At 72.6% G+C, this 26608-nt stretch carries 23 protein-coding genes and 1 pseudogene; 12 read left to right on the forward strand and 12 right to left on the reverse strand.

Features of this window, described 5'->3' with window-relative positions; translation table 11 throughout:
* Nucleotides 1-11: 11 nt before the first annotated feature.
* Nucleotides 12-323, reverse strand: a complete 312-nt coding sequence (locus DMA15_RS29060; RefSeq protein WP_125515687.1) for an EthD family reductase — start codon at nucleotides 321-323, stop codon at nucleotides 12-14.
* Between the two features lie 166 nt (nucleotides 324-489).
* Between DMA15_RS29060 and DMA15_RS29065 the strand changes: the two genes are divergently transcribed.
* Nucleotides 490-1392 carry a LysR family transcriptional regulator gene (locus DMA15_RS29065; RefSeq protein ID WP_125515688.1) on the forward strand — a complete coding sequence of 301 codons (903 nt, stop codon included), beginning with the start codon at nucleotides 490-492 and terminating at the stop codon, nucleotides 1390-1392.
* Between the two features lie 89 nt (nucleotides 1393-1481).
* On the opposite strand, the gene DMA15_RS29070 is transcribed toward DMA15_RS29065, so the two are convergent.
* From DMA15_RS29070 to DMA15_RS29125, 10 genes are all read right to left on the reverse strand, one after another.
* Entirely contained in the window at nucleotides 1482-2174 is a 693-nt protein-coding gene (locus DMA15_RS29070; RefSeq protein WP_125515689.1) for an alpha/beta hydrolase, read from the reverse strand.
* A 53-nt stretch (nucleotides 2175-2227) separates the two neighbouring features.
* A complete protein-coding gene (locus DMA15_RS29075; RefSeq protein WP_125515690.1) occupies nucleotides 2228-3493 on the reverse strand; it encodes an MFS transporter in 1266 nt (421 codons plus the stop codon).
* 209 nt (nucleotides 3494-3702) lie between these two features.
* The gene (locus tag DMA15_RS29080; protein ID WP_125515691.1) at nucleotides 3703-5061 is read right to left on the reverse strand and encodes an FG-GAP-like repeat-containing protein; all 1359 of its coding nucleotides are present in this window, start codon (nucleotides 5059-5061) and stop codon (nucleotides 3703-3705) included.
* 1086 nt (nucleotides 5062-6147) lie between these two features.
* Nucleotides 6148-6576 carry a hypothetical protein gene (locus DMA15_RS29090; RefSeq protein ID WP_125515693.1) on the reverse strand — a complete coding sequence of 143 codons (429 nt, stop codon included), beginning with the start codon at nucleotides 6574-6576 and terminating at the stop codon, nucleotides 6148-6150.
* 75 nt (nucleotides 6577-6651) lie between these two features.
* Nucleotides 6652-7659 (reverse strand): winged helix-turn-helix domain-containing protein, encoded by a 1008-nt coding sequence (locus DMA15_RS29095; RefSeq protein WP_125515694.1) that lies wholly within the window; start codon nucleotides 7657-7659, stop codon nucleotides 6652-6654.
* 120 nt (nucleotides 7660-7779) lie between these two features.
* Nucleotides 7780-9264: an MATE family efflux transporter gene (locus DMA15_RS29100; RefSeq protein ID WP_125518066.1), complete on the reverse strand. Its 1485-nt coding sequence runs from the start codon at nucleotides 9262-9264 to the stop codon at nucleotides 7780-7782.
* A gap of 8 nt (nucleotides 9265-9272) precedes the next feature.
* Entirely contained in the window at nucleotides 9273-10301 is a 1029-nt protein-coding gene (locus tag DMA15_RS29105; protein WP_125515695.1) for a cysteine synthase family protein, read from the reverse strand.
* 47 nt (nucleotides 10302-10348) lie between these two features.
* Nucleotides 10349-12082, reverse strand: coding sequence for a hypothetical protein (locus DMA15_RS37670; protein ID WP_240659996.1), 1734 nt, complete (start codon nucleotides 12080-12082; stop codon nucleotides 10349-10351).
* Nucleotides 12079-13134, reverse strand: coding sequence for an ornithine cyclodeaminase family protein (locus DMA15_RS29120; RefSeq protein WP_125515696.1), 1056 nt, complete (start codon nucleotides 13132-13134; stop codon nucleotides 12079-12081). Before DMA15_RS29120 ends, DMA15_RS37670 begins: the two co-directional genes overlap by 4 nt.
* 35 nt (nucleotides 13135-13169) lie before the next feature.
* The gene (locus DMA15_RS29125; protein WP_125515697.1) at nucleotides 13170-14198 is read right to left on the reverse strand and encodes a TauD/TfdA family dioxygenase; all 1029 of its coding nucleotides are present in this window, start codon (nucleotides 14196-14198) and stop codon (nucleotides 13170-13172) included.
* A 295-nt stretch (nucleotides 14199-14493) separates the two neighbouring features.
* Here DMA15_RS29125 and DMA15_RS29130 point away from each other — a divergent pair, with 295 nt between their 5' ends.
* From DMA15_RS29130 to DMA15_RS29170, 10 genes are all read left to right on the forward strand, one after another.
* The gene (locus DMA15_RS29130; protein ID WP_125515698.1) at nucleotides 14494-16041 is read left to right on the forward strand and encodes an ABC transporter substrate-binding protein; all 1548 of its coding nucleotides are present in this window, start codon (nucleotides 14494-14496) and stop codon (nucleotides 16039-16041) included.
* A complete protein-coding gene (locus tag DMA15_RS29135; RefSeq protein WP_125515699.1) occupies nucleotides 16026-17036 on the forward strand; it encodes an ABC transporter permease in 1011 nt (336 codons plus the stop codon). Before DMA15_RS29130 ends, DMA15_RS29135 begins: the two co-directional genes overlap by 16 nt.
* Complete coding sequence (locus tag DMA15_RS29140; protein ID WP_125515700.1) at nucleotides 17033-17884, forward strand: ABC transporter permease; 852 nt, start codon at nucleotides 17033-17035, stop codon at nucleotides 17882-17884. Before DMA15_RS29135 ends, DMA15_RS29140 begins: the two co-directional genes overlap by 4 nt.
* A 64-nt stretch (nucleotides 17885-17948) precedes the next feature.
* Nucleotides 17949-19502 (forward strand): ATP-binding cassette domain-containing protein, encoded by a 1554-nt coding sequence (locus DMA15_RS29145; protein ID WP_206302968.1) that lies wholly within the window; start codon nucleotides 17949-17951, stop codon nucleotides 19500-19502.
* 93 nt (nucleotides 19503-19595) lie between these two features.
* Nucleotides 19596-20741: a class I SAM-dependent methyltransferase gene (locus tag DMA15_RS29150; protein ID WP_125515702.1), complete on the forward strand. Its 1146-nt coding sequence runs from the start codon at nucleotides 19596-19598 to the stop codon at nucleotides 20739-20741.
* A 152-nt stretch (nucleotides 20742-20893) separates the two neighbouring features.
* Nucleotides 20894-22111, forward strand: coding sequence for a Cmx/CmrA family chloramphenicol efflux MFS transporter (locus DMA15_RS29155; protein WP_125515703.1), 1218 nt, complete (start codon nucleotides 20894-20896; stop codon nucleotides 22109-22111).
* Nucleotides 22108-22566, forward strand: a complete 459-nt coding sequence (locus tag DMA15_RS29160; RefSeq protein WP_125515704.1) for a RidA family protein — start codon at nucleotides 22108-22110, stop codon at nucleotides 22564-22566. Before DMA15_RS29155 ends, DMA15_RS29160 begins: the two co-directional genes overlap by 4 nt.
* 73 nt (nucleotides 22567-22639) lie before the next feature.
* A complete protein-coding gene (locus DMA15_RS29165; RefSeq protein WP_125515705.1) occupies nucleotides 22640-23218 on the forward strand; it encodes a TetR/AcrR family transcriptional regulator in 579 nt (192 codons plus the stop codon).
* Between the two features lie 77 nt (nucleotides 23219-23295).
* Complete coding sequence (locus DMA15_RS36810; RefSeq protein WP_164551846.1) at nucleotides 23296-23451, forward strand: tryptorubin family RiPP precursor; 156 nt, start codon at nucleotides 23296-23298, stop codon at nucleotides 23449-23451.
* An 85-nt stretch (nucleotides 23452-23536) separates the two neighbouring features.
* A complete protein-coding gene (locus DMA15_RS29170; protein WP_125515706.1) occupies nucleotides 23537-24586 on the forward strand; it encodes a cytochrome P450 in 1050 nt (349 codons plus the stop codon).
* Here the strand turns inward: DMA15_RS29170 and DMA15_RS29175 are convergent.
* Nucleotides 24583-25055 (reverse strand): annotated as a pseudogene (locus tag DMA15_RS29175) (class I SAM-dependent methyltransferase); the annotation flags it as partial. The gene DMA15_RS29170 and the pseudogene DMA15_RS29175 overlap by 4 nt on opposite strands.
* 387 nt (nucleotides 25056-25442) lie before the next feature.
* Between DMA15_RS29175 and sph the strand changes: the two are divergent.
* Nucleotides 25443-26429 carry a sphingomyelin phosphodiesterase gene (gene sph / locus DMA15_RS29180; RefSeq protein WP_125515707.1) on the forward strand — a complete coding sequence of 329 codons (987 nt, stop codon included), beginning with the start codon at nucleotides 25443-25445 and terminating at the stop codon, nucleotides 26427-26429.
* Nucleotides 26430-26608: the final 179 nt, after the last annotated feature.

Here is a 26608-nt window from a genome sequence, read left to right on the forward strand (position 1 = left end):
ACCGGCCTGCCTCAGCCGGTGCCGTCCCGCACCGGATAGTGGATGATGACCACACCGCCGGTGGCGTAGTTGGCGACATCGGCGGACAGCCGCTCGCCGTGTGGCGACGTCTGCGCAGCGGCCATGGCGGCGGCGTCGGCGAAGTCGGCTTCGAAGACCGCGAAATACGGCGCTTCTCCCTCGGGCGCCGCCACGTCGAAGCTGTAGCGCCACGCGAGCGGGCCGGGCCAATTCGCGACCAGCGGCAGGTGGTTGGTCACGTAGTAATCGCGGAAGTGGTCGGGGTCTGCGGGGTGGGGATACAGAACGACCAGCCTATGCATGACGGCCTCCGTCCAGATCGGGGTCGGCGGGCCGCGTGCGCGCGATGTCCAGGACCGCGCTCGGTTGAATCGTCATATCCGCAGGCTAGGGCCCGACTTGAGGTCGGGGGAAAGACCAATACGGGATAGCCTCAGAACGGATCGTTATCAATCGGCAGGGGGGCACATGGCACCGGATACGGTCAGCCTGCGGTACTTCCTCGTGCTGGCACAGGAGTTGAACTTCACCCGCGCGGCCGCCCGAATCGGTATCGCGCAGCCCGCGCTCAGCGCCCGAATGCGCCGACTGGAAAAGGAACTCGGCAACGCCCTGCTGGTTCGGGACACGCGGAGCGTCGTACTGACCGCGGCCGGTGCGGCGTTGGCGGAGTCCGCGCCGCCCGCGCTCGCGGCGCTGGACCGGGCATGGGACACCGCCCGGCGGGCGGGCGCCGGCGAGCTGGGCACGCTCCGCGTCGGCTACAGCCTCAGCGCCGGGGCCGAGACAGCCCCGGCGCTGGTGGACAAGGTGATGCGCGACAGTCCCGGACTCGAGGTCGGCGCGGTCCCGATGGCGACGCCCGAGATCTCCGCCGCGGTCGCCGAGGGCCGCATCGATGCCGGGATCACCCGCGGTGAACAGCAGGGCCGTGGCGTGCGCCGGTACCTGCTGCGGCGTGAGCGGACCGGCGTCCAATTGGCGCGGCACCATCCGCTGGCCGGACACCCGGAGATCGAGATCGCCGACGCGGCCGCGTATCCGCTGCGGCTCCCCGACAGTGCGGCCAACCCCGTGATCCACGACCAGCTGGCCGCACTGTTCCGGGACATCCGGCCGCACCCCCGATTCCACACGCCCGCCGTCTCTTTCGACATGTCCCAGCGCGACCTCCGCGACGGGCTCACCCTCGCCCCGGCCGGCGAAGCCGCGGTCACGGCGGCACCGGCCGGTCTCACCTGGCGACCGCTGCGGGGCGCGCCCGGCCTGACCTTCCATCTGGTCCTGCCACGCGAGCAGTCGCCACTGCACCGCCGCATCCGTGCCGTCGCCAGAACCCTGGCGCACGAGCTGCACTGGCTGCCGGGCTGACGCGCGAGAGGCCAACTGACGCGCCAGAGGTCAAGCGGGACGGACGTCCGCGGTTCCGGGGGCTCCGGCCCCCGCCCCGGGGCCCCCGCTCACAACCACCCCTCCAGCGAAGCCATGAACGCCTCGAAGTCGTCGCGATGAATGGTGTGCCCCGCGCCCTTGACCGTACGCACCTCGAAACCGCGCCGCACCAGCTCCTCCTTCATCGCCTCGTCGATGAGGAAACTGGGGTCCGCCACCTGCACGAGCGAAGGGACGACCGGCGCGGCCGGGGTGCGGTCCACGGCGTTCGGGCCGGAGAGCGCGAGCGCGGTGTCCGCGTCCCAGGCCGCGAGGGTGGCGACTTCGATGTCGACGTCGGCCTCCTCCCAGCGCGGGTTGAAGTTCGCGATCACCTCGCGCGTGGCACCCCGGAACTCCACGAAAATCGCCGGATCCACCGACCCGACGCCGCCGAGCGCCCACGCCGGGTCGGAGAAGACCGCCCGCTCGGGCGCCAGACGCTCGGCCGCCAGGGCCAGCGCCATCGCGCCGAGCGAGTGCCCTATCGCCAGCTCCGCGCCGACCGGCAGCGTCTCGACGAGGTCGTCCGCGAAGATCTCGGCGCCGTACGCGCCGCGCCCGCTCGCGCCGTGCCCGCGCAGGTCGACGCCGATCACGCGGTAGCCCCGGTCGGCGAGCGCGGGCCCCACGCGCCGCCAGGTGCGGTGGTCCGACATGATTCCGTGGACCAGGAGGGCGACGCGGTCGCCGGCCCCCCATTCGTGGGTGTGCAGTTTCATGGTGGTGCCCTTCTCTCGTCACGGGAACGGTACGGCGGCGGAGTCGGCCCCCGTCACCGCACCCCGCGAATCGGCCGCACGGCGAGCGCCCCCAGCAGGGAGAGCGCCGCACCGGCGATGAACAGCGCGGTGTAGCCGCCTCCCTGGCCGCCGCCGCAGAGCGAGACGATCACGGAAGCGGCGAACGGCGCCAGGATCTGGGGGCCGGCCTGCGCCATGTTGAGGACGCCCAGATCGCGCGCCGCGTCCTCGGCGCTCGGCAGGATCATCGAGACGAGCGCGTTGTCGACGGCCATGAAGCAGCCGAAGCCGAGGCCGTTGAGCACGGCGAAGACGATCATCGCGGGCCAGGTCGGCGAGACGGCGGGGACGATCAGCGCGACGGCGGAGATCACCGCGGAGAGGGCGACGAACAGCTTGCGGCGGTTCAGCCGGTCGGAGAGCACGCCGCCGACGACTGTGGAGAGGGCCATGGCGACCGCGTTGACCGGGGTGAGGATCGCGACGGCGCCCTCGGGGGCGATGCCGGACGGCAGGGCGATGTGGTCCTGGAGGATGTAGAGCTGGTAGCCGAAGACGCAGAAGTAGCCGAGGACGAGCAGCGCCCGTCCGATGAAGGCCCAGCGGAAGTCGTGGTGGCGCAGGGCGCCGAGGAACGCCGCGAACTGCCGTCTCAGCGGCGCCTGTTCGGCCTTGTCCGTCGGGGGCAGCGGCTTCTCGCGGGCGAACGAGGTGAAGACCACGGCCGCCAGCGCCACGAAGGCGCCGAGCACCAGATAGCCGGTGCGGATGTGGTCGGCGAAGGCCGAGCCGAGCAGCGCGCCGATGGTCGAGCCGAGCGGCATGCCGAGACCGACCGCGGCCGACGCCCTGCCGCGCGCGGAGAGCGGCACCCGGTCCGGGACGACGGAGGTGAGCGCGGCCTGGAAGACGTTCATCACGGCCTGGCCGACGCACCAGGCGATGGCAACGAGCAGCACCGTGTCGACCCCGCCGAGCAGCGCCATCGCGCCGACCGCGGCGAGACCGCCGCCGAGTATCCACGGATTGCGGCGCCCCGAACGGTCCGAGAGGGCACCCGCGACGGGGTTGAACAGGGTGGCGAAGACCGCGCTCACACCGCTGACAAGGCCGAGCATCGCGACCTTGTCGGCCTCGTCGATCCGCTCGATCTGGAGGGGGAGCAGGACACCGCCGACGCCGATGTAGAGCGTGAACATCGCGGTGTTGCCGAGCAGGAGGAGCGGCATCAGGCCACGCGGGGTGCCTGCGGGCCGGTCCGGCGGGGGTATCTGGTCCTGACGAGCGGAAAGGGCCATGGTGCCCTCCTCGGAAGGTCCGGTCTGGTCCGGTCCCGATGACCGAAAAAGACTCGTGACACGTGTCAGTTGACACGTGTCACGAATGTTTAGCAGTGAACGAACGGATCCGCCAGACCCTGGACGGGAAGAGCCGCCGTGCGAATCGCCGGGGTGTGCCGACCGGGCCGCGGCGCCGGGCCGGCACACCAACTGGGCGTCGTAGGGGGTTAGTCCAAGAAGCCGCCGATGGGCATCGCGTCGTACGCCGCCGCGCCCGTCGTGGTGATGCCGCTGGGGGAGCCGGGCAGCCGCAGAGGGCCATAGCCGGCGTTCACGTACAGGTCGGCCGTTCCGTCCCTGTCCGCGTCGCGCAGCCGTACCAGGCCGCCGAACGCGTCGTCCGCCTCCAACGGGCCCGGGACACCGGGGGTGTTGCGGGCGAACCACTGTGAACCGGCACCGGACAGACCGCTCGCCCGCCCCTTGAAGACGTGCACGCCGCCCGCGTAGTCCTTGCCGTCGATCTCCTCGCCGTGCACGCCGACCGCCAGATCCGCGTAGCCGTCGCCGTTGACGTCGCCCGCCGAGACGGATGAGCCGAACTCGTCGTCGTTCTCCGCGGATCCGGCGACGCCGCTCGTCGACTGGGAGAGGCGGGTGCTTCGGGACGGCCCGCCGGACGAGCCGTACCAGACGCTGACGCGGCCCTTGTGCTTCGAGTGGAGGGAGGTGCCGATGGCGATGTCGCCGTAGCCGTCCTTGTCGAAGTCGGCGATGACGCCGTCGCCGCCGCGCTCGGTGCTGCCGCCGTTGCCGGACTGGGATTCCAGGCGCAGGGTCTTGCCCGGGGTGAGCGCACTCGCGCCACCCTTGATGAACCAGGCGTCGGACGCGATCTTCTCGGGGTTGACCACGTCGCCGATGATCGCGAGGTCGGTCTTCTTGTCGCCGTTGACCTTGCCGGAGATCAGGGCCGAGGCGTAGAAGCCCGTCGTCTTGTCGAGCTTGGTCACGGGGCCAGTGGTGCCGGAACGCTTGAGCGGGCCCCGGTAGACGTAGGTCATGGATTCGTTGATGACGGCCAGGTCCTGCTTGCCGTCGCCGTTGAAGTCGCCGGTCGCCAGGTCCTTGCCCATGTAGTTGTGGCGGCCCGGGTTCTTGTTCGGCAGGGTCGTGCCCTTGGACAGACCGGAGGCGGAACCCCACAGGATCGTCACGGCGCCCTGGGAGCCGTTCTCGCCGGTGGCCGCCACCGCGAGGTCCCCGTATCCGTCGCCGTCGAAGTCCGCGGCGGCCCGTACCTCGCCGAACATGTCGTCGGCCTCGTCCGTGCCGGGCACGCCGGGGCTCGACTGGGTGAGGCGCTTCTGAGTGGGGCCGGGCCCGGTGGCGGTCCCGAAGACCACGGTGACGCCGCCGCCCTCTCTGGCGCTGAAGCTCGAGTACGCGTAGTCGCGGTAGCCGTCGCCGTTGAAGTCGTCGCCGTGCTTGGCGGGCGCGGCGTCCGCTGTCGCGGCGGGCAGGGTGAGGGGGGTGAGGCCCGCTGCCAGGAGGGTGGTGAGCGTGGCCGTTGTGCGGATGTGCATGGGTGTTGGGGGTTCCTTGTGGGTGGAGAGGTCGAGCGAGTGGGAGAGGGGGAGGGGGAGTGGTGGTCGGGTCGGTCGGCATCCGGGCGCCGAAGCGGGGTGTGCGTCGCCGGGTGGCGCGCACCGGGTGCCGGCGGAGCCGGGACTGGCGGTGGAGGAGACCGGTGGTGGGGCCAAAGGGTTGTACGGGGCGCGGGGCGATGCTCTGCGCCGGATACGGATTCCCGCGCCTGCCCGCTCCCGCAGTGAACCGTGCCCTGTTGCGTCACCCGCCCCGAAACGGGGCGCGGCGCTTGGTGATTGGTGCCTGCTGTCACGCTCAGTCACAAGTGACAGGATGCGCGGCAGGCTGAACGACAGCTCGTGCCCGGCGCGGGCCCCGTTCCCCGCGCCGGACCGCGCCGGGTCCTTCGGCCCCGACGGTCGCCCCGATCCCGCCGGGTCCGCCGATTCCGTCGGTCGTCCCGATCTCGCCGGGCCTTTCGATTCCGCCGGTCGTTCCGCTCCCGCCGGGCCTCTCGATCTCGTCGGTCGCCCCCGGTCCCGCCGGGTCCCCCGATCCCGTCGGTCGCCCCGATCTCGCCGGGCCTCTCGATCCCGCCGGTCGTCCCGACTCCGCCAAGCCCTTCGATCTCGTCGGTCGCCCCGACCCCGCCGGGTCCCCCGATCCCGTCGGTCGCCCCGGTCCCGCCGGGCCCTCCGCACCTGCCGGTCACCGCGACCCCAGCGGGCCCTTGGATCCCGCCGGGCCCCCAAACCCCGCCGGCCCCCCAAACCCCGCCGGGCCCCCCGACCCCGACGGCCCCCCCACCCCCGCTGGACCTCCCACCCCCGCCGAGCCAACCCCCCACCGCTGAGCCAACCCCCACCGCCGCCCCGCCCACCAGCACTTCCGTTGCCCCGTACGCGGCGTGCCGCGGGCGAGCGGCAGTTATGTGCTCACCGGGCTCGCGGCAAGCCGTGTCAGTGCGGTCGGCGAGTTGTTGCGGCCGCGCCTGACGAGCGTACGGATCGAGCTGCCCACGCCCCGCGATGTGGCCGCGCTAGTGGACCGTCTCATCCGGGAACCGCGGACGTGGCCTGCGGTCAGGGCCGCCGGTAGGGCGCGCAGAGCAGGTCGTTGTAATTGCCGTCGTCCAGACAGATGCGCACGAGCTGGGCACCACCGACTATGTCCGCCGGAACGACGAAGCTGAAGGTTCTGGTCGTACCGCAGGCCATGTCAGCGGGATCGGAGCCCCTCGAACCCACCAGCGCGCGGTTGGCGTCGTAGGTGCGCCCCCAGGTGAGGCGGCAGTACGCCTTGCCGGCCGTACTCACCGACTTGTGTGTCCCCTCCACGAGGACCGACCGGTTGTACCAGGTCAGCTTTCCGTCGGTCCACGTGTTCCCGACCTCGACGCGGAACGAGTTGGTGGGGTAGTCGGTGGCCTCGGCGTTGGCGGCGGGAGCGCCGAGCAGAGCGCCCGCTGTCAGTGCCACGGCACCGAGGGCGGCGGAGAGTTGCGTACGCAAGGTGACCTCCAGGATGTGAGTCGGTTGCGGCTCCACATGGTCCGGGAACGGGATGCCCGGGGCCCAGCTCTTAAGTCACGGCTTAAAGGGTGCGGTAAGCGGTGCGGTGAGCAGGGCGAGTCCCAAGGGGGTCACGAGGTGCAGCACGGATCCGCCCCGGCGGCTTGTCGTGATCAGGCCCGTCTTGCGGAGCACAGTGGCGTGCTGACTGGCGGCCGAGGCCGAGACGTTGAGGCGCCGGGCCAACTCGGTCGTCGTGCAGCCCTCCGCCGTCACGTGCAGCGCGGCGGCCCGCGTGCGGCCGAGCAGGGACTCCAGGCTCGGGCCGGGGGAGCAGTCGGGTCCGGCGGGGCCGGTGCCGGTCAGCGGCTCGCGCAGGCACGGCACGGTCAGCCGGGGCGGCTGCGAGGAGTCGAGCGGGTCGTACAGCAGGCTCATCGGGAGCGGCGAGAAGACGGTGGGCGTGATGATCAGGCCTCTGCCCTGGAGGCGCACCTCGGTCCGGCGCGGGTAGGGCACTTCGAGCACGGGCGGACACCAGCGGACCGATGGCGGGCCCAGCGACCGCAGCAGCAGGTCGATGCCGCCCTCCAGCATCAGGTTCGCGTAGCGGGAGGCCAGCGCGACCAGTTCGGAGCGCCCCTTGTCCCAGTAGGGCTCCACCGTGAGCCGGTGGCAGGCGCGCACGGCGTCGGCGAACTCCCGCCGCGCTTCCCGGTCCCCCGCGGCGAGCCGCCTCGCCCACGACAGGTGCCGGGGATGGAAGTCGAGGCCTTCGAACTCCCGCCGGATCCGGGAGACGGGCGCGCGCAGCAGGTTGTCCACGGCGTGTTCCATGGAGGGCGCGTCGCCCATCAGGGCCAGCAGGTCGAGCCCCGGCCCGCGCACCGGGACCAGGGACGTCAGCGGGCGCGTCTCCGCCCCCATGCGGCCCACGAGCGCCGACCGCCACTGACGGAAGTGGGGAAGGTCGCGGTTCTGCCTCAGCAGTTCGAGGCTGTAGTACGTTTCCGCCGCGACGCCGATGGTCGCGGCCACCCTGGTCCGCGCGAGGTCTTCCGTCGTGAAGTGGATACGTAACACCGGCCGGCTCCCTGTCACAGCGGTGAAGCGTGTCTCGCACCCCCAGACTGCCCCGGCACGGCGCTCCCCACGCGGTGTCTTCCGGCCACCGCGCGGGGAGCGCTTTCGCGAGTCGGCGGGTTACGCGGCCCGCGCCGCGAGCGAGGAGCCGTACCGGCGCAGCAGCAGGACCGCCGTCGTGGCGAGGCCCGTGAGGAGGCCGAGCCAGATGCCGACAGTCTCCAGGCCCAGCGGGTGGGACAGGAGCCAGGCCGCGGGCAGTCCGACGGCCCAGTAGCCGATGACCGTGATGCGGAAGCCGCTCTTGGTGTCGTCGAGGCCGCGCAGCAGGCCGACGCCGATGTTCTGCGCGCAGTCGAAGAACTGCAGGAACGCCGTGACGATCAGCAGATGCGTGGCGATGGTCAGCGCGCGGTCCGAACCGGAGTCCATGAAGGGGGCGAGGACCAGGCGCGGGACGGTGAGGTAGGCGAGGCCCACGACGGCCATGACCGCGGCGGCGCACGCCAGCGCGGTGTTCTTGATGCGCCGCGCGTCGTCGATGCGGCCGAGCGCCAGCTCGCGGCTGACGTTGATGGAGGCGGCGTGCGAGAGGCCGACGGCGACCTGGAAGACGATGTAGACGAGCTGGTTCACGGCCGTGTGCGCGGCGAGCGCCGCGGGCCCGAACGCGCCTGCCATCAGCGCCGTCACGGAGAAGAAGCCCGCCTCCGAGCCGTACGTCGCCGCGATCGGCACCCCGAGCCCGATCAGCCGCTTCACGGCGGCGGGATCGGCCTTGAGGGCGTTCAGCGTGAGGAGCGGCGCGAGTGTGGCGTCCCGCTTCGCGGAGGCGTACAGCGCGAGGAACGAGAGCAGGTAGACCGTGGACGTGGCCACGCCGATGCCGGTGAGGCCCAGCTCCGGAAGCCTCCAAGTGCCGTGGATGAGGGCCCAGTTGAGCCCCGCGTTGACCGCGATCGAGGCGATCGTGATGCGCAGCAGGGCCTGCGGGCGCCGCATGCCGACGGTGAACTGGCGGATCGCCTGGAACCACAGACACGGCAGCAGCCCGGGCGCCAGCGCGAACAGCATGGTCTGCGTGCGGTCGACGACGGCGGCGTCCTGGCCGAGCCAGGTCAGGCACTGGCCGATGAGGACCATGAGGACGGCGCCGACGATCCCCGCGAGGGTGGCGACGGCCATGCTGGCGCGGACGATGCCGCGGACCTCGTCGCGATCGCCGTCCTTCCCGGCGCCACCCTCCCCGTCCTTCGCGGCCTCCCCGTGCTCTCTGTCCTTCTCGTCCTTCTCGTCCTTCTCGGCGCGGGCGGCCGCCGCGGCTATCTGGTTGCCGACCGAGGTGAGCAGGCCGACGCCCATCGTGCGGAGCTGGTTGAAGATGACGATGGCGAGGCCGCCCGCGGCCAGCTCCTGGGTGCCGAGCAGGCCCATCATCACCGTGTCGGTGGTGGTCAGGGCGACCTGGGCGAGCTGGGTGAGGATGAGCGGAACGGCGAGCGTGGCCAGCGCCCGGCTGTCGCCGAGCAGCGTGGCGAGCGCCGAGGGCGGCGCCTCCCGTTCGGGCGCGTCGGGAGCGGTGGGGGAGTCGGGCTTGGGGGGCATCGAGGTCATCAGTTCCTGCGGAGCTTGGTGAGGAGCTCGTCGATCTCGCGTTCCGCTGCGGGATCGAGGAGGTTGCGGGCGTTCATCCAGGCGTCGTCGAAGACCGTGTCCAGGTACTTCTCGCCGCCGTCGTTGATGAGGGCGACCATAGTGCTGCCCGGCGGGAGCGTGCCCAGGCGGGTCAGCGCCTCGTACACCACGCCGCCCGCCGAGCCGCCGATGAGCAGCCCGGTGCGGGCGACCGCGCGGCAGGTCGCGAAGGCCTCTACGTCCCCGACCTTGACGCCCTCGTCGATCAGGTCGAAGTCGACGAGCGCCCCGATCTCGGCGCCCTCGGGCGTGCCGGTGCCGGACTGGTAGTAGTCGTGGGCGGGCCCGCCGAAGGCGATCGACCCCTTGGGCTCGACGCCGACCGTCGCGAACTCCGGTATGAGCTTACGCAGTTCACGCGTCGTTCCGCACAGGGCGCCGCCCGTGCCGACCGCCCCGATCAGCACGTCGATCCGCCCGTCGAGCGCCTCGTGCAGCTCGTGGGCGACGGGGAAGTAGCCGACGCCGTTGCTCGGGTTGTTGTGCTGCTCGGTGAAGATCGTGTTGTCCTTGCCGCGCGCCATCTCCTCGGCGAGTTCCTCGCGGGCGGCGGTGGCCAGCTCCTCGCCCCCGCCGTCCTCGTCGACGTAGACCAGTTCCGTGCCGAGGGCCTTCATGGCGCGCAGCTTGTCCGTGCAGGCGTGGTGGTCCACGACGGCGGTGAAGGTGTAGCCGCGCTCGGCGGCCACGACGGCGAGGCCGAGGCCGGTGTTGCCGGAGGTGGACTCGATGATCCGCCCGCCCGGGCGCAGCTCGCCGCGCTCCTCGGCGTCGAGGATCATCTGCCGGGCCATGCGGATCTTCGCGGTGCCGGTGGGGTTGAACATCTCCAGCTTCAGCAGCAGCCGGCTGCCGGTCTCGGTGGTGGCGAGCTCCAGAAGGGGAGTGCGGCCGATGAGGTCGGACACGTGGGAGACCACGGCGGGGCGCGTCAGGGCTCCGGACATCGATGTGCTCCTGTTACGGGGAGGGAGGGGCGGGGGCGGGGGCGGCGTCAGGTGAAGTGGCGGTCCAACCGCCAGCGCGGGCGCGGCAGTTCGGTGCGGTCGACGACGACCTTGGGTGGCAGCGGCAGGTCGTGGAAGGGGGATTCGTTGGAGTCCATCTGGTAGCCGGCGGTGTTGGGGTAGACCAACAGGTCACCCACGCGCGGCAGGCGCCGGAAGGGGATCTTGCGCCAGGTGAGCATGTCCGACTCCAGACAGGTCGCGGCGCCGACACTGGCCGGATACGTTTCACTGGCGGCGCCCGGCGGGTTCTGGGCGGCGCCCGGCGCTTCCATGGCACCCTCTGAGACGGCTCCGACGCCTCGCGGCGCGGTTTCGGCGGCCTCTGAGACGGCTCCGACGCCTCGCGGCGCGGTTTCGGCGGCCTCCGAGACGGCTCCGACGCCTCCCGGCGCCGCTTCGGCAGTGTCCGGCACTTCTCCGGTCACCCCTCGCGCGGTTTCGGCGGCCTGCGGGGCTGCTCCGGCGCCTCGCGGCGCTTCTCCGGTTGTCCCCCGCGCGGCTTCGGCGGCCCCCGAGGCTTCCCCGGCGCCTCCCGGCACCGCTTCGGCGCCCCCCGGCGCCTCCCCGGCGGCGCCCCCGCCAGGAACCAGTACCGGGTCGGGCAGGTACTCGCTGGCGAACCACTGTTCCGACAGGCTCAGGCTGCTTCCGTCGACCGTCAGCAGCCGGTAGCCCGCCCGCTCCTTCACGCCCTGCACCCGGAACACCGTCCCGCCCGCGCGGTCGAGCAGCGCCCGCCCCGGTTCGAGCAGCAGGCGTACGCCCAAGTCCCTCAGCAGGGCGGAGAGTTCGCGTCCACCGGTGCGGTGCGCCAGGAGCGCCCGCAGCGCCTCCGCGCCCGCGACCGGCGAGTGGTACGGGTAGAAGTCGCCGTCCCTGAACGACTTGCGGGCGTGGAAGTGCCCGTCGTGCCGCGCGGCGAGGAAGGCCTGCCAGTCACCGGCGCCCACATAGCTGATCGGCAGCCCGCCGCCCACGCTGACGCGATCGGCCCGCAGCCCCAACGCCCGCGCCTTCACGCAGAGTTCGGCGAGCGAGGCGGCGAGTTCGGCGCGCGCCCCGACGTCGTATCCGGAGAGGTGGAAGCTGAAGCCCTCCATGCGCAGGACGGCCGCGCCCGCGTGCGCGCAGCGGTCCATGGCGGTGGCCAGCTCCGCCTCGGTCAGGCCGAAACGGCTGTGCGGCTGGCCCGGCGGCAGGGCCCGCAGGAGCACGCGCGCGGGCCGCGCGCCCCCTCTTCCCTCGCCGCCCGCGAGAGCGAGGACCGCGTCGAGTTCGTCCAGCGCGTCCACGGCGATCAGCGCGCCCTGACGCACCGCGAGCAGCAGCAGGTCGTGCGCCTTGGCGGGCCCGGTGACCATCAGGTGCTCGCCGGGCACGCCGTGGCCGAGCGCCTCGCGCAGCTCGCCGAGGGAGGCGACGTCGACGCCCGCGCCCTGGGCCGCACACCGCTCGACCCACACGGCGGCCTTGTTCGCCTTCTTCGCGTAGTACACGAACCCGGCGACCCCCGCCTCCTCCAACGCCCCCCGCATCGCCCGCAGGTTGGCGTCGAAGGCGTCCGGCAGCAGGAAGTGGAAGGGGCCGCCGAAGGCGTAGGAAAGCTCCTGGACGAGCCCGGAGGCCAGCACGGCGTCGGCGGCGGGGTCCGGCAGCGCGGGCAGCGCCGCGGAGAGGTCGGCCCCGGCGCCACCGTTCACCCTGGAGGCCTCGCTCACCGCCACACCGCCACCTCGGTCCCGAGGCCCTGCTCCAGCGCGAGCTGGGCGAAACGGTGGCCCAGGGCGATGTCCGTGACGACAAGCCCGCTGTTGTACGCGAAGATCCGCTCCTCGGCGCCCGTACGGCCCGCGGCAGCGCCCGCGATCACCGGCGGGAACTCCGCGTCCACCGCGGGCAGTTTGCCCTCGGCGTCCGCCATGTCCGTGCCGGTGACGTTCATCTGCGCCTCGCTGGTGGCGATGACGCGGTCGGCCCGGTGCAGGGTCGAGGGCGCGAGGCCGTGGCCGACCAGGATGGACAGCGCGCCGGGCTTCAGCCAGTCGGCCTCGATCGCCGCCGGGGTGTGTCCGCCCGCGGTGGCGACGATGACGTCGGCCTCCCCGGCGGCGGCGCGCAGGTCCTCGACCAGTTCCAGCTCGCGGTCCGGGAAGTGCCGGTGCAGCTCGTCGCGTACCGCCTGGATGCCCTCGGGGTGCGTGCCGGACAGCATCAGCCGCTCCAGGCCCGGCAGCGCGGTCAGCAGGAACGGCAGCGCGAGCCGCCCCTGCGTGCCGGTCCCGACGACCAGCGCGGTGCGGGCGCCGGGCGCGGCCAGCTCGCGGGCGAGCAGCGCGGAGACGGCCGGGGTGCGCAGGGAGCCGATGCGGGAGCAGTCCATCATCGCCACCGGAAGGCCGGTCACGTCGTCGTAGATCGTGAGCGAGGTGTAGTAGTGCTGCTCCTCGCGCCCCTTGTCCAGGCCGTGCTTGTACGAGGTCTTGATGGCGACGACGTCGCGCGAGCCGTCGCGGCCGAGCATCGCGTACGAGACGGAGTGCCCGTCCTTCGGCTTGACGGTGAGTTTGCGCGGGTTGTCCGACTCGCCGGCGTGCAGCGTGCGGTACGCGCCCTCGACGGTGGAGACCACGTCGGCCAGGGAGATGTCGATACCGGCGAGGTCGCTGGTCGACAGGATCCGCAGGTGCTTGTCGTCACCGGCGGTCCGGCCTTCGGCGGGGGTGCCGGGTATTCGGCCCTCGGCGGTGCTGGGGGAGGTGCTGCCGGTCATGGTGTCCGTTTCCTTCCGGTCCGTGGGGGAGGCGTTCAGCCGGCGTGCGCCGCGAGGGCGGCCCGGCCGCGACCGTGCGCTTCGAGCGCCGCCTGACCGTAACCGTGCTCGTCGGCCTCGGCCAAGGGGCGTCCGCGCCGCCCGGGAACGCGTACGGAGGCCCGCTTGAGCCAGCGGTCGGTCCCGTCGTAGCGGGCCCGGAAGGGGACCCGGCCGTGCACGACCAGGTCGTTGTCGACGACGAGGACCTCGCCGGGGTCGAGGCTCACCGCGACGGAGACGCGGGCGAGTTCGTCCTCCAGGCGGCGGTACGCGGCCCGGTACTCCTCGTCGGCCTGCTCCAGGGGCGTGTACGCAGGGTCGAAGCGCAGCGTCAGCCCGTCCTCGGCGGCGAAGAGTGTGGGCACGGGCGGGGGAGCGGCGTCGGCGTACCCCTGGGCCTCGGCGTAGGCGTCGTCGGGCAGGATCGGCAGGGCGGGCCGGGAGAGCAACTCCACGTCCTCGTCGGAGAGCCGGACCTTGCGGATACTGGCCGCGGTGGTCGCGATGCGGTCGTGGTTGCGCATGCAGCCCAGCATCAGCAGGTGCGCGCGGCCGGGGTGGAAGGCGTCCTCGGTGTGCGGGCTGAGGAGCACCGCGCTGCTCGCGCCGGTCTGCTCGGACTCGTGGCCCGGCGACGGCACGATGTTGTGGACGAACCTGCCGTCCTGCTGGCCCTGCCAGGCGATGGGGTTGCCCATCACGCTGGCGAGCAGCAGGAGCGCGATGTCGTGGACGGCGCCGCTGTCACCGGCGAGGGCCCATCCGGACGGGGTGGGGCCCGCCTGGGCGTCGTCGACCTCCATGCCGCGCAGGATGAAGAGGCCGTCGTCGGTGTCGACGGGGCGGCAGTGGTGGCGCAGCGTGTCGCCGAACTGCGCCGCGGTCTGCTCAACTCGCGCGAGAAGTTGGGGAGATGTCGCGGATGTGCCGAATTCTTCGAGAATCTTCTCCGCTGCGGTGCGAAGCTCGCCCACCGAGTGGGGGTCGAGCTGGCGGACAGGGGCGGCGGCTGCCGTGCTCATCGCGAAGTTAGTCCGTTTCCGTCGAGTTGGTGGAGGAATCCGGGCGTGCGATCACCGGTGACGAGTCGCACGCTAGCAGTAAACTTAGGTAAGGCAAACCTTAGATTTATGGTTGAACTATCTCCTACCGGGCGCCTGTTGGGCGCAAGTGTGAAGGTGGGGGGCGCACTTGCCGACGCACGCCGGGTTGCGCACACAGTGGCCATTAGGGTAGGCAACCCTAAGATTTCCCGATCGTATTTCTGCCTTCGGCAACTGCTTCGACATGCCGCTCTGAACTGGAACGAGGACGTACGTGGACATCACCAGGCGCCAAGTGCTGTGGGCCGGCGGAGCGTTGGGCACGGCCGCGCTGCTCACCGCGTGCTCGGGGGACGGCGACACCTCGTCCAAGGCGGGCGGTGGCGGCAAGCCCCGCAAGGGCGGCACCCTGCGCGTCGGCGCGCTCGGCCGCGCCTCGGCCATCACCCGGGACCCGCACGGCACCCAGGCCAACGAGAGCGACTACCTCATCATCGCCCTCGTGTACGACACCCTCACCGCGCCCGGCGCCAAGGACAACACCGCCCCGCGCCTCGCCGCCAGTTGGAAGTCCTCCGCCGACCTGAAGACCTGGCGCTTCAAGATCGCGGAGGGGGCCAAGTTCCACGACGGCTCCCCCGTCACCGCCGACGACGTCGTCTGGTCGCTCAAGCGGCTGCGCGGCACCCCCTCCGGCGCCTCCCGGCTGCCCGGCATCAAGGCCGAGAACATCAAGGCCGAGGGCAAGGACACCGTCGTCCTCGTCTCCGACTACGCCAATGCCGAACTGCCCCTTCTGACCCGCCTGTCCACCTTCGTGCTGAAGAAGGACACCAAGGAGAAGGAACTCGGCAAGGCCCCCGGCACCGGCCCCTTCAAGCTCGACTGGTTCCGCTCCGGCAACGCCCGCCTCGTGCGCAACGAGCACTGGCACGGCGGCGACGTACTGCTCGACGCCATCGAGGTCAAGATCTTCGAGTCCCCGCAGGCCATGTCCAACGCACTGCTCGCCGGGCAGATCGACCTCGCCTCCAACGTCGGCCCGGTCGCCGCCCGCACCGCCGAGAAGCGCAAGGACATCCAGGTCGTGCGCCGCCCCGACGACATGGCGATGCCGATCATCATGCGCGCGGGCGACGGCCCGTTCGCCGACCCCAAGGTCCGCGAGGCGCTGCGCCTCGCCGTCGACCGCAAGGCCATGGTCAAGCAGGTCCTGTCCGGCTACGGCACCGTCGGCAACGACATCATGGGCACCGGCGACCCCGCCTACGCGTCGGACATCCCGCAGCGCGGACGCGACCTCGCCAAGGCCAAGTCCCTCCTGAAGGAAGCGGACTTCGACACCTCCAAGACGTACAAGCTGATGACGACCGAGGACGTGCCCGGCCTCGCCGAGTCCGCGACGCTCTTCGCCAGCCAGGTCCGCGAGGCGGGCGTCAAGATCCAGGTGGTCAAGCAGGAGTCCGCCACCTTCTACGACAAGACGTGGCTCAAGGCCGACCTCTACACCACCTACTGGGGCACCAACGACTCGGTGCTCTTCTTCGCCAGCAAGACCATGGAGTCCAAGTCCGGGCAGAACGAGGCGGCCTGGAAGAACAAGGAGTTCGACGCCGCCTACCGCGAGGCCATCGGCGCCAAGGACGCCGACGCGCGCGCCAAGGCCCTGACCAGGCTCCAGCAGATCCAGCACGACGACTCCGGCTACCTGCTGTGGGGCGTCGCCGAGGGCATCGACCTCGCCGCGGCCCCCGTGCACGGCCTGCCCAAGCTGCCCGGCTACGGACGCGTTCAGCTCGAGCGGGCATGGCTGGCCCGCTGAGCGGCACGGTGAGCGAGCGGGTCGCGGGCCTTCGCCCGCGGCCCGCCGGCCCCGTGCTCTCCGGGACCCTGCGCCTCGCCGGGCTGCTCGCACGCCGGGCGCTGCTCCTCGCCGTCCTGCTCGTCACCGTCTTCGTCGCCGTCGAACTCCTGCCGGGCGACGCCGCCAACGCCACCTCCGAGCGCGGCGAGAGCGCCGCCGACCTCGCGCGCCGCCGCGAACTCCTCGGCCTCGACCGGCCCGTCCTCACCCGCTTCTGGGAGTGGATGACCGGCCTGCCCACCGGCGACTTCGGCACCTCCGCGCGCGGCGAACCGATCGCCGACATCCTCTCCAAGCCGCTTCCCAACACCCTGCTCCTCGGCGGCCTCGCGCTCCTGGTGACCCTCGCCGTCTCGCTCGCCCTCGGCTGCTGGGCCGCGCTCAAGCCGGGCGGCGCCACCGACCGGGCCGTCTCCGCGACCGCCACCGGCATCCTCGCGCTGCCGGAGTTCGTCGTCGCCGTCGCGCTCGTCCTCGTCTTCGCGCTCTGGACCGACCTGCTGCCCGCCGTCACCCTCACCGACGCCGACGGCACGCCCGCCTCCTGGCGCATGCTGATCCTGCCCGTCCTCGCCCTCGCGATCCCGCAGATCGGCTGGAACGTCCGCATCGTGCGCGCCGCCCTCGCCGACGAGGCCAAGGCGCCGCACGTGGAGAGCGCCGTCATCGACGGACTGCCCCGCCACCGCGTCTTCACCCACCACCTGCTGCCCGGCGCGCTGCCCACCGTCGCGGCGGGCATCGCCACCTCCACCGGCATGCTCCTCGGCGGCGCCGTCGTGGTGGAGACCATCTTCAACTACCCGGGCATCGGCTCCGTCCTCGCGGGCGCCGTCACCGACCGCGACGGCCCGCTCGTCGCCGGGGTCGTCGCCGTCACCGGCGCCGTCATCACCGGCGTGCTGCTCCTCGCCGACCTCGTACGTTCCTGGGCTTCGGGAGGCCGTATATGACCGCGCCCCTCACCCTGGCGAAGCGGGCCGCACGCCGCCTCCCGCGCCGCGGCGTCGTCCTGCGCGTCCTGCCCGCCCTGCTGCTGGTCGCCCTCGCCTTCGCCGGGCCCTGGCTCGCGCCGCACGCCATCGACACCCCCGTCACCGCCCCCTACGCCGAACCGGGCGGCGAGGCGGCGCTCGGCGGCGACCAGCTCGGCCGCGACGTCCTGAGCCGACTGCTCGCCGGAGGACGCGAACTCATCGCCACCTCCCTCCTGGTGGCCTTCCTCGTCACCGGCTCCGCCGCGCTCCTCGGCGCGATCGGCGCGCTGCGCCCCGCCGTCGGACGCGTCGTCGAACGCTGCGCCGACGTCCTCATGCTGCTCCCCGCCGTCCTCGGCATCCTGCTCATCGCGCTCTCCTGGCCCGGCGGCGGACGGTTCGCCGTCATCGCGGCCGCCGTGGTGATGGGCGTGCCCTACGCCGTACGCCTGGTCGCGGGCGCCGCCGCGCCGGTCGCCGCCTCCGGGTACATCGAGGCCGCAGCGGTCGGCGGCGAACGCCTGTGGCACCTCGTCGTACGCGAGGTGCTGCCCAATCTGCGGGCCACGCTCCTCGCCCTCTTCGGGCTGCGCTTCGTCGCCGCCGTCTACATCGTGGCGACCGCCGGCTTCCTCCAGGTGGGGCCCCAGCCGCCCGCCGCCGACTGGGCGCTGATGATCCGGGAGAACTCCGGCGGGATCGTCCTGAACCCCTGGGCCGTCCTCGCCCCCTCCCTCGCCATCGGCCTCCTCGCCATGAGCGTCAACCTCGCGGCCTCGGCACTGGTGCCGCGGGCCGGCCGCGAGGCGGTGACGGCGCTGTGAGACAGAAGAGCGCTCCGGTGAAGGAAGAGACCGCGATGACCCAGGGGGTCGCCCTGTGAACCACATGCCTGACTGGTACCCGAAGGGGCAGGTCCCCTCCTCCGGCGTGGCGGTGCGCGTCGCCGGTCTGACCGTCGCCGCCGACGACGGACGGCTCCTCCTGGAGGGCGGCGGCATGGAGGTGCGGCCCGGTCGCGTCACCGCGCTCGTCGGGCCGTCGGGGTCCGGCAAGACCACCCTCCTGCGGGCCGTCGCCGGAGTCCTGCCGCCCGGCGCCCGGCGCACCGCGGGGACCGTGGAGGTCCTGGGCCAGGACCCCCTGGCACTCGGCGCGGCCGACCTGCGCGCCCTGCGCCGCCACCGCCTCGCCTATCTCGGCCAGGACCCCGGCTCCGGACTCAACCCCCGCATGAAGGTGCGCCGCCTCATCGCCGAGGTCGCCGTCGACCGCGGCCCCGAGGCGCTGCGCGCCCAGCTGGAGGAGGTACGGCTGCCACTCGGCCAGGGCCTGGAGAACCGCCGCACGGGCGAGCTGTCCGGCGGCCAGCAGCGCCGCGTCGCCCTCGCCAGGGCGCTGGCCCGCCGCCCCGCGGTCCTCCTCCTCGACGAGCCCACCGCGGGCCTCGACCCCGCGGTGCGGGACGAGATCGCCGAGCTGCTGCGGCACCTCGCGGCCCACCACCGGCTCGCGGTCGCCCTCTCCTGCCACGACACCGACCTCGTCGCACGCCTGGCGGACGACGTCGTCGACCTGGCGCCCGAAGGGGCACCGCCCCTGCCGCTGCCCGCGCCCCGTCCTCGTACCGCCGACGCCCCGCTCGCGTCGGACGGCACGCCCATGCTCGCCGTCGCCGGACTGCGCGCCGCCTTCACCCACCGCGGCCGTGGCGTTCCCGTGCTGCACGGCGTCGACCTCACCGTCACCGCCGGGTCGAGCACGGGCATCGTCGGCGCCTCCGGATCCGGCAAGACCACGCTCGTGCGCGCCGTCGTCGGCCTGCACCGGCCCACCGACGGCACGGTCACGCTCGACGGGGTACGCCTCCACCCCGCCGCCCACGGCCGCACCCGCGCCCAGCGCCGCGCGCTGCAACTCGTGCCGCAGGACCCGCTCGGCACCCTCAACCCCAGCCGCACGGTCGGCGACACCCTCGGCCGCCCGCTGCGGCTGCACGAGCGGGCCACCCGCGCCGAGGTCCCCGGGCGCGTCCTTGAACTCCTGGAGAGCGTGGGCCTGCCCGCGAACTTCGCCGACCGCTACCCCCGCGAGCTCTCCGGGGGCCAGCGCCAACGGGCCTCCATAGCACGGGCGTTGGCCGCCGACCCCGACGTCCTTGTCTGCGACGAGGTCACCTCGGCCCTGGACGACAGGACCGCCGGGGCCGTCATGGACCTCCTCGAAGAGCTGCGGGAGAGCCGCGCCCTCGCCCTGGTCCTCATCAGCCACGACCTGCGCATGGTGGCAAGCCGTACGGACGCGCTGCTGGTCCTCGCCGAGGGCAGGGCCGTGGAGTCGGGCGCCACCGAACGGATCCTCGCAGGGGCCGCCGGTGCCGCTGGGGCCGCTGGGGTCGCCGGTGCCGCTGGGGCGCGTTTGCCAGGGCAGCGGCCGGTGTGACAGGTTTCCGGAACAAAGGAGTCACCCAGGAGGTACGCCCCCTCGTCGAAGCGCGCTTCGAGCCCCGGAGCCCGCGATCACGAGGAGTCCTTGATGCCCCGCATCGAGTGGACCGAGAGCGACAACACCCCTGTGCGGTACGCCCGTTGGCACTCCGAGAGTGACGCGGCCCCGCCCGGCCGCACCTCCGTCGCCGACGACCGGATGAGGGCCGACACCGCCCACCGCCTCGCCTGCGAGGGCACCGCGCTGCTCTGGCGCGGCGACTTCCACGGCGCCCGGCACCTGCTCGCCGCCCTGGCGCGCCGCGTCGACAGGAAGCCCCCGCCGCCGGGTGCCACGCCCGCCGACCGCTTCCACCTGCACCGGCGCGCCCGCGGCCACCGGGCCCGCGTGCTCGGCATGGTGCTGGTGCGCCTCGACGAGGAGTACGCCCTGACGCTGCGCAGGGCGCCCGACGTCCGCGCCGCCTGCCAGGAGGCGTACGGCCCGCCGGACGGCCCGACGGTGGTCTCCCTGCGCGAACTCCTCGGCGTCGTCGGCGCCCACGAGTGGCGGGCGAAGGGCGTGCCCATACCCGCCCTCGACGGCGACCGCGTCCACCCGCACTACGGCGTGTTCTCGCCGGTCAGAGGGGAGTACGTCGACCTCGTGGCGGGGGCCCCGCTGCCGGTCGCCGCCGCGCGGGGCGGGACCCGGCCGCGTACGGCGTTCGACATCGGCACCGGAACGGGCGTACTCGCCGCGGTGCTCGCCCGGCGCGGGCTCGAACGCGTCGTGGCCACCGACATCAACCCGCGCGCCCTCGCCTGCGCACGCGACAACACCCGGCGGCTCGGCCTCGCCGGACGGGTGGACGTGGTCGGCACCGGGCTCTTCCCGGAGGGCCGCGCCGCGCTCGTGGTGTGCAACCCGCCCTGGCTGCCCGCCCGTCCGGCCTCCGCCGTCGAACAGGGCGTGTACGACAAGGGCGGCGCGATGCTGCGCGGATTCCTGACCGGGCTCGCGGCGCACCTGGAGCCGGGCGGTGAGGGCTGGCTCGTCCTCTCGGACCTCGCGGAACACCTCCAACTGCGCTCACGCGCACAGCTGTTGGCGTCCTTCGACACGGCGGGGCTGCGGGTCATCGACCGTCTCGACACCGTCCCGCGCCATCCGCGCGCGGCGGACGCCACCGACCCGCTGCACGCGGCCCGCGCGGCCGAGGTCACGTCGCTGTGGCGGCTCGCGCCCCGCTGACGCCGCACGTGCCCCACCTCTGACGCTGACCTCCGCCCCCTCCTCCGGCTTCCCAGGTTATGGAGCAGCCGCTTCAGAATGTGTTAGCGTCCTCACTCGTCAGTTCTGAAGCAGTTGCTTCAAAAAATTTCGGCACGTCGGAGGGCGATCCCATGCCACCTGCGGTCTACATAGTGGCGCTCGGCATCTTCACCCAGGGCACCTCGGAGTTCATGCTGGCCGGCCTCTTGCCGGGCATGGCCGACGACTTGGGGGTGTCGATCCCGGACGCGGGCCTGCTCATCTCGGCCTTCGCGGTCGGCATGGTCGTCGGCGCGCCGCTGCTCGCCGTCGCCACGCTCGGCTGGCCGCGCCGCACGGCGCTCGTCTGGCTCCAGGCCGCCTTCATCGCGGCCCACGTGGCCGGCGCCCTCGCACCCGGCTACACCCTCCTGTTCCTCACCCGTATCGTCAGCGCCCTTGCCTACGCCGGGTATTGGGGCGTCGCCGTGGCCACCGTGGTGGCCCTCGTCCCGGCGGCGGCGAAGGCGCGGGCGGTCGCCGTGGTGGCGGGCGGACTGACGCTCGCCACCGTCGTCGGCGTCCCCGCGGGCACGGTGCTCGGCCAGTACTCCAGCTGGCGCGCCGCGTTCTGGGCGGTGGCGGCGGCCACCGCGGTGAGCCTGCTCTGCACGCTGCTCGTGGTCCCCGGCGGCCGCGGCGAGGGCGCGCGCCCCTCCGTCAGGGCCGAACTGCGGGGCATGGCGCGGCCGCAGCTGTGGCTCTCGTACGCCATCACGGCCTTCGCGTTCGGAGCGGTCATCGTCACCTTCAGCTACCTGGCGGCGCTCCTGACCGAGGTCAGCGGCGTCTCTGAGGGATGGGTGCCGGTGATCCTCGCCCTCTTCGGCGTCGGCGGCATGGTCGGCATCGTGATCGGCGGGCGCACGGCAGGGGCGCGGCCGCTCGGCACGCTGGGCGCGGGGCTCGGCGGACTCGCCTTGTTCTCCGCGCTGCTCGCCCTGACCGCGCAGGTGACGGCCGTGGTGATCGCCCTGGTCTTCCTGCTCGGCCTCGTCGGTTACGTCACCAACCCCGCTCTGCAGTCACGGGTGTTCACCCTGGCGCCGGGGGCCCCGACGCTCGTGGGCGCGACCAACACGGCCGCGTTCAACGTCGGCAACACCGTGGCCCCGCTGCTCGGTGGCATGGCCATCGACGCCGGGTTCGGCTATGCCTCGGTGGCCTGGGTGGGTGCCGCGCTGGCCGCGGCGGGCGGCGCCGGTGTGCTGTGGGCGGCGTACCTCCAGCGCCCGGGGGCGGGGCGGGCGCCGACGCCAGGCCCTCGTACGACGGTGATCGCCCGCGAGACCGCCAAGGCGGAGGCGTGAGCGCCGACGCGCGGGCGGACCGCGCCGCTCCAGCCGCCTCCGTAGCCTCCGCCACTCCCGTAGCCCCCGTCACTCGCGTCCGCGTGACCGCCGAGCCCGACTGGTACGAGTCGGCGGGCATATCCCTCGGTATCCGCGTCGGCGGCCTCGTCTTCACCTCTGGGCAGGCCCCCGTGGACGAGCGCGGCGCCACCGTCGGCGCCGGGGACTTCGAGGCGCAGGCCCGGCGGGCGCTGGCCAATCTGTCGACCGTGCTCGGCAACGCGGGCTCCGGTCTCGACCGGCTGGTCAAGCTCACGGTCTTCGTCACGGACGTGGCCCACCAGGATGTCTTCGCCCGGTTGCGCGCGGAGCACTACGTCGCGCCGTTCCCCGCGGAGTCCTTCGTCCAGGTCGCCGCGCTCGCCGACCCGGCGTGGCTGATCGAGATCGAGGGGATCGGCGCCGTCGAGTGAGCCCCGGGTGGCCGCACCGAGACCGAGCCGCCGGGGTTTTGTAAGCACGTTCCAAAACGTCTACTGTGGTGCCATGGCCAGGCCACGAGAGTTCAGCGAGGACCGCGTCGTCACCGCGGCCATGGAGACGTTCTGGCGTCACGGGTACGAGGGCACCTCCACCCGGGACCTGTGCGACAGCACGGGCCTCGGCCCGTCCAGCCTCTACAACACCTTCGGCGGCAAGCGGCAGCTCTACCTCCGCGCCCTCGAGCGCTATCACGACACCGCCACCGCCGAGCAGGTCGAGCTGCTGCGCGGCCCCGGCCCGGCGAAGGAGCGGCTGCGCGCCATGATGCTCCACTCCGTCGACGCCGACCTCGACGCGGCGGACGCGCGCGGCTGCTTCGCCATCAACGCCGCCATCGAGGCCGCCGGGCTCGACCCGGAGGTCAAGGACGCGGTGCGGCGCAGCTTCGACCGGGTCGAGGAGGAGCTGTGCGCGGTCGTGGAGGAGGGGCGGCGCGCGGGCGAGTTCCGCTCCACGGGCGACGCGAGGACCGTGGCCCGCCGGGTGCAGAGCACGTACTACGGGCTGCGGGTCCTCAGCCGCGTACACGACGACCGGGAGATGCTGCTCGCCACGGTGGACGGGGCGCTCGCCGACCTGTGACGCGCGGCGCGGACACCCGCGCGGCCCGGCACCCGCTGACGTACCGCTCACGCGCCCCGGGAGCCGTTTATCGGCTGTTGATCGATCCCCTGGACGCTCCGCTGGTCAAGTCCGGCAGCAACCAACGGAACCGACCGACCGGAGGTATGTGCATGAAGATGGTCCGCTCGCTCAAGAAGAGGATCACCGGAGAGAAGAGCCTGAAGGCGTACGCCTGGTACCACTGGTACTAAACCGGCGAATCGTTCCTCCGCGTGCCCGTGTCCGGCGTGCCCGAGCGGCCGCCGGGCACGGGCCTCCCGCCCTTGGAGACCACCGATGCCCCTCTCCGGTACCGACCGGTCCACCCGGACCACCGTCTTCGCGCCCCGACTCGACGCCCTGCTGCGCGACCACCGCGGCGAGGACGTCTTCCGCCTGGACGCCGACACCGTGGGCGTCGCCGGGCACGGTCTCACCGACCGGATCCTCGCCGCCCGGTCGGCCACCGAACACGAACGCCCCACCTTCAAGCCCCTGCACGGACGCTCCATCCACCGCACCGAGGCGTCGCACGTCATGCGGGCCATCGGGCGCGACGTACGCACGGCCCTGCGCAAGCCCGTGCCGGGGGACGTCGACCTCAGCGGCGAGTGGCCGCACGTCGGCCACGTCCACCTCCGCGACCTGATCCTCGGCGCCGACCCCTACCGGCTGCGCGTCCTCATGGACCGCACCCTGGAGCTGACGCCCAAGCTGACCTGGACGGTCATCGCCGTCGGCGCCGCACTGCCCGGTGCGCTCCGCCCGGGCGCGCCCGTGACGGAGATCGCGGGCCTGACCGCCGACGCCGCGAACTACGGCGACCGGCGGTACGCGATGGGCCTGTACCGGCGGGCGGCGGCGCCCGTCTGCTTCACCGTCTCCACGCTCGTCGCGAGCGCGTACTGGCTCGGGGCCCCCTTCGACGAGGAGACCCCGAACGAGCACATCCTGTACGAGGCGATGCGCCTGCTGCCCCCGTCCTGGAACATCCTGCGCAACGCGTCCCCCGAGTACCCCGCCCTCGACGCCCGCATCGGCGCGGGCGACGACGTCCTGCTGCTGCCGTTGCTCAGCCACCGCGACCCCGCGCTCTGGGACGACCCCGACGTGTTCCGTCCCGAGCGCTGGGCCACCCTCGACCCCGACGACCACCCCGGTTACCTCCCCTTCGGCCACGCCTCCGAACGCTGCTGGGGTCGCCACATGGTGATGCCGCTGGCCGGAATGCTGCTCGACCTGCTGCGAGCCGAGCGAATGACGGTCGACCCGAGGCAGACGACGGCCAAGGTGCCGTTGGCGGGGCTGCTCGGCGTCGACAAGGTACGACTCGTGCGGCGGCCCTAGCGGGCCTTCTCGGCGGCCGTGGCCGCGCGGCGGAACAGGCCCGTCCAGAGGAACGGCTCGCCGAAGAGCGGGGAGTCGGCGGGTTCGTCGCGCATGCGGCGCAGTTCGACCTCGGTCAGGTCGCCGAAGATTCGCCGCAGCGCCCGGTCGTCGTAGGCGAGGCCGCCGTGCAGCGCGGAGTCCCGGTAGAAGTCGGCGTCGGGCAGTTCGTATCCCATGCCGCCAGGGCCGGCCGCGAAACCGCTCACGCGGCGGTGCGGTGGCAGATATGGAACCAGCCCGAGTCGTAAACAAGGTCGTAGGGGCCCGCCAACTCGGCCTGTGTCAGGGCGAATGCGTCGCCCTGGTGGAACCGGATGTCGGCGCCGTGCTCGCGGGCGCGGTCCCCGGCCCAGGCGAGGGCGGCCGGTGACAGGTCGACGGCGTCCACCTCGAAGCCGAGCGAGGCGAGGTGCAGGGCGTTGCCCCCCCACGTCGTCGGCCGTACGGATGCCGCAGTCCACCAAGTCCCCATCCCCAAGGGGGTGATTGCGGACTGAGGACAGGGGGGAGCAGGTCAGACCGGGTGCGAGGCATGCCGGTGAGGCCGTCCGCAGGCGTCTGGCGGGGCCGTGCCCGCCCGCCTGGCGCTCCTCTCAGGACCCGGGCGCAAGAGGCGCCCGCGCACCCCCCGGAGGGGCCGCACGGGGCCTTTCGGGGCGTCGCCGGAGCGGCTATGCCCGCTGAATCGAACAATGTGTTCACGCGGAGTATCCCCAGAAGTAATCCCGGCTGGTTGGATGTGCGGGCGCCGGAACAACGGCCGCTTCCAGCCACCCGGAACAGCCGCAACAGGCCCCCACCCTCAGGAGTCTCAGTGCCGCACTCAGCGCTGCGCAGGTCCCACGCAGCGGCGATCACCGCCGTGCTCGCCGCCGCCACGCTCACCGCCGTCGCCCCGTCCGCGACCGCCGCCGACGCGTCCGCCGCGACGCCCTCGCTCAAGGTGCTCACGTACAACACGTTCCTGTTCAGCAAGTCGCTCTACCCGAACTGGGGCCAGGACCACCGCGCCAAGGCCATACCGGCGGCGGACTTCTTCCAGGGCCAGGACGTCGTCGTCCTCCAGGAGGCGTTCGACAACTCCTCGTCCGACGCGCTGCTGGCCAACGCCAGGGACCGCTACCCGCACCAGACCCCGGTGATGGGCCGCGGCAAGAGCGGCTGGGACGCCACCGGCGGCGCGTACTCCTCGGTGACGCCCGAGGACGGCGGCGTGACGGTCCTGAGCAAGTGGCCGGTGCTGCGCAAGGAGCAGTACGTCTACAAGGACGCGTGCGGCTCCGACTCGTACTCCAACAAGGGCTTCGTCTACGCGGTGCTGGACGTGAACGGCACCAAGGCGCACGTGGTGGGCACGCACGCCCAGTCCACCGACCCGGGCTGCGCCGGCGGCGAGGCGGCCGCCACGCGCGCGAAGCAGTTCAAGGAGATGGACGCCTTCCTGGACGCGAAGAACATCCCGGCGGGCGAACAGGTCATCGTGGCGGGCGACTTCAACGTCGACTCGCACAGCTCCGAGTACGCCTCGATGCTCGCCGACGGCGGCTTCGCGCCCGCCGACGCCCGCACCGGCCACCCGTACTCCTTCGACACCCAGGAGAACTCGATCGCCGCCGAGCGCTACCCGGACGACCCCCGCGAGGACCTCGACCACGTCCTCCACCGCAAGGGCCACGCCCGCCCCGCCACCTGGCACAACAACGTGATCAAGGAGCAGAGCACGCCCTGGACGGTCTCCAGCTGGGGCAAGAAGTACACGTACACGAACCTGTCCGACCACTACCCCGTGACGGCGTACTAGGACTCCGGAGCCCGGGGCCCCCGGGCCCCCGGCCCCTGGTAGCCGAAACTATTCGGACAGTTTTCGAACGTGCGGGGACGGGCAGAGGGCGGCAACGACGTGCGACGCGCGCTGATGTGCTGCCTTTGCCCGGCTTCACACCCCCTCCCAGAAGGGCCGGTTCCGGACCGTGTGACGCA

The sequence above is a fragment of the Streptomyces sp. WAC 01529 genome, assembly GCF_003945545.1.
GTDB classification, from domain to species: domain Bacteria; phylum Actinomycetota; class Actinomycetes; order Streptomycetales; family Streptomycetaceae; genus Streptomyces; species Streptomyces anatolicus.